The 3,084-nt window shown below is 70.8% G+C and carries 3 protein-coding genes and 1 pseudogene; all 4 read right to left on the bottom strand.

Features of this window, described 5'->3' with window-relative positions; translation table 11 throughout:
• Window positions 1-221 (bottom strand): annotated as a pseudogene (locus V7E45_RS39600) (polysaccharide deacetylase family protein); the annotation flags it as partial.
• Between the two features lie 113 nt (window positions 222-334).
• Window positions 335-838, bottom strand: a complete 504-nt coding sequence (locus tag V7E45_RS39595; RefSeq protein ID WP_333779137.1) for an ATP-binding protein — start codon at window positions 836-838, stop codon at window positions 335-337.
• A 285-nt stretch (window positions 839-1,123) separates the two neighbouring features.
• On the bottom strand, window positions 1,124-1,891 hold the full coding sequence (locus tag V7E45_RS39590) for an enoyl-CoA hydratase/isomerase family protein (protein ID WP_333779136.1): 768 nt from the start codon (window positions 1,889-1,891) through the stop codon (window positions 1,124-1,126).
• An 80-nt stretch (window positions 1,892-1,971) separates the two neighbouring features.
• A partial coding sequence (locus V7E45_RS39585) for a L,D-transpeptidase (protein WP_333779135.1) occupies window positions 1,972-3,084 on the bottom strand: 1,113 nt, incomplete at its 5' end.

Genomic DNA, 3,084 nt, shown 5'->3' with positions numbered 1-3,084 from the left:
GTGTAGGCGCGGGGGGCGGGGGCGGTGCGGGCGGTGCGCGCGGTCCGTGCGGTGGCCGCGGGCCGGCCGGACGCGTCGGCGGTCGGGGCGGACACGGAGGTCGCGGCGGCGGGCGGGGTGTCCTGGCCGCTTCCGCATCCGGCGGCGAGCGCGCCGCCGGCGACGAGCCCGGCACCCGCGCGCAGCACTTCGCGTCGGTTGGTCGTGGTCACCCGCACCATTTAAGGGGCGTCAGGTAAGAAAACCGCCGATTGCCCCGTTCTGGGGATATTTGCGGGTCGCGGTGGCGGGACCGGCGTCGGCGTGCGTGCCGGCGGTCGCGCCGCGGCGGTTGCTAGCGGTCGCCCACGCGCATCTCGAACCAGGTGGTCTTGCCCCGCGGTAAGAGGTCGACGCCCCAGCGGTCGGACAGCTTGTCCACCAGGAACAGGCCGCGGCCGCTCACGTCCATCTCCTGAACCGGCATCAGGCAGGGCAGCCCGCGGGAGGGATCGCGGACCTCGACGCGGATCCAGCCGCGGCGGCGGCGCATGCGGAGGCCGAAGACCCGGGCCCCGGTGTGCCGTACGGCGTTGCCGACGAGTTCGGAGACGAGCAAGACCGCGTCCTCGGTCATCTTCGGGGTCAGTCCCCACTGGCGCAGTACGACGACCTGGGTCAGCCGGCGCGCGGTCGCCGCGGATTCGGGTCGGGACGGCAGCGGGACCTCGGCCTCCGTCGGGTTGCCGAAGAGTTCGAGTGCCTTGAGCGCTCGTTCGTCCTCGACCGCGGGCGACCAGCGCGCCGCGGCCGCACGGCTGTGTCCCCGCGGCTGTTCGATGCCCTCCAGCCCCGCCATGCCCCCATGATGGCCGTCCGGAGCGGCCCGCGTGGCCGTTCCGGAGGAATACGCCCCCTGTGCGCCCGTGTCGCCCACCGGTAGATCGGCATATGCCGAAGGCATACCGGGGTCTGCGACAGCCCGGCTGACCTGCGGCGACGGCTCACTTTCGGGCAATCGACAGGCTCCCTCGACAAGGCAGGCTTAAGGGTGCGTTAAGGCTCCCATAAACCGCCCCATCGAGGGACCCGGATCAGACGACTCGTCAATTGCAAGGGCTTCCGGGGAGATTTCCGGATCGGTTCAGAGGAACTTGGCCTTGCCCGGGCCCTCCTCGACGAAGCTGCGCATGCCCCGCTCGCGGTCCTCGGTGGCGAACAGACCGGCGAACCAGTTCCGCTCGACGGCGAGGCCGGTGTCGATGTCGGTCTCCAGGCCGGTGTCGATGGACTCCTTCGCCGCGCGCAGCGCGATCGCCGGACCCTGGGCGAGCTTCGCGGCCCAGGCGTGCGCCTGCTCGTACACCTCGGCGGCCGGGACGACCCGGTCCACCAGGCCGATCGCGAGCGCCTCGTCGGCCTTGACCTGACGGCCGGTGAAGATCAGGTCCTTGGCCTTCGAGGGGCCGACCAGCCGGGACAGCCGCTGCGTGCCGCCGGCGCCCGGGATCAGCCCGAGCAGGATCTCGGGCTGGCCCAGCTTGGCGTTCTCGGCGGCGATGCGGTAGTCGGCGCACAGGGCGAGTTCGCAGCCACCGCCGAGCGCGTAGCCGGTGACGGCGGCGACGACGGGCTTGGGGATGCGGGCCACGGCGGTGAAGGAGTCCTGCAGGGCGCGGGCGCGCAGGACCATCGCGGTGTGGTCCATGGCCTGCATCTCCTTGATGTCCGCGCCCGCCGCGAACACCCGCTCCCCGCCGTAGATCACCACGGCGCGCACGTCCTCGCGGCGCGTGGCCTCCTCGGCGAGTTCCTTCAGCCGGTCCTGGGTGGCCACGTCCAGCGCGTTCATCGGCGGGCGGTCCAGGCGCAGCGTTCCGACGCCTTCGGCGACTTCGAGATTGACGGTCATGGGGAGCAGGTTAACGGGGACTAACGCGGGCGGGCCCGGTGCCGTTCCTCACAGCACCGGGCCCGCCCACCGCGCGGGTGTCACTTCTTCCAGTCGGCCCAGGACAGGTTCCAGCCGTTGAGCCCGTTGGCCGGGTCCACGGTGCGGTCGTGGGAGTGCTTGACGACCACCACGTCACCGACCATGGAGTGGTTGAAGAACCAGGCCGCCGGGACCTTCTTGTCGTAGCCGCCGCGCACGTCGCGCAGGCCGACACAACCGTGGCTGGCGTTGTAGTTGCCGAAGGCGCCGCCGCCCCAGTAGTTGCCGTGGATGAAGGTGCCGGAGTCGGTCAGGCGGATGGCGTGCGGCACGTCCTTGATGTCGTACTCGCCGCCGTAGCCGACGGTCTCGCCGTTCATGCGGGTCACGGCGAGCTTCTCGCTCATGACCATCTGGCCGTTCCAGGTGTCGTAGCCGGGCTTGCCGGTGGTGACCGGGATGGTCTTGACGACCTTGCCGTCCTGGGTGACCTTCATCGTGTGCTTCTTGGCGTCCACGATGGAGACCTGGTCGCGGCCGATGGTGAACCTGATGGTCTTGTGCTGCTTGCCGTAGACGCCGTCGCGGCCCTCGACGCCGTCGAGGTCGAGGTCGACGGTGACCTTCGTGCCTTCCTTCCAGTACTTCTCGGGGCGGAAGTCGAGGCGGTCGTTGCCGAACCAGTGGCCCTCGACGTCGACGGCCGGCTCGGTCTTGATGCGGACGGCCTTCTCGACGGCCGCCGGGCTGGTGATGCCCCGGGTGAAGCGGACGGAGAACGGCATGCCCACCCCGACGGTGGAGCCGTCCTCGGGGGTGAAGTAACCGACGAAGGTGTTCTTCGGGGTGAGGGTCGTGAAGGTGGAGTCCTCGGCGGCCTCGCGGCCCTCGGAGTCCTTGGCGACCGCGTGCACCGTGTACTTGGTGCCGCCGGCCAGGTGGGTCGACGGCGTCCAGGAGGCGCCGCCGCCGGTGATGCTGCCGTCGACCTCGGCGCCCTTGGCGTTCTTGACGGTGACCTGGGTCAGCTTGCCCTCGGCGACGCTCACCTTCAGGGCGCCGCTGGTGTCGACGCCCGTGGCACCGGACTTGGGCAGGATGCTGACGGCGGCCGTGGACTGCTTGCCCTGCTGCGTGCCGGTGCCCTTGTCCTTCCCGCCCCCGGACCCGGC

Origin of the sequence: Streptomyces sp. IBSBF 3136 (assembly GCF_036815105.1) — a bacterium.
Lineage (GTDB): Bacteria > Actinomycetota > Actinomycetes > Streptomycetales > Streptomycetaceae > Streptomyces.
The sequence above is the reverse complement of the archived record's forward strand: the minus strand, read 5'-3'. Positions and strand labels throughout refer to the sequence as shown.

Bases quoted from the DNA above. Each gene is read 5' to 3' on its own strand.
- V7E45_RS39595 (WP_333779137.1), bottom strand. From the start codon at position 838: ATGGCGGGGCTGGAGGGCATCGAACAGCCGCGGGGACACAGCCGTGCG.
- V7E45_RS39590 (WP_333779136.1), bottom strand. From the start codon at position 1,891: ATGACCGTCAATCTCGAAGTCGCCGAAGGCGTCGGAACGCTGCGCCTG.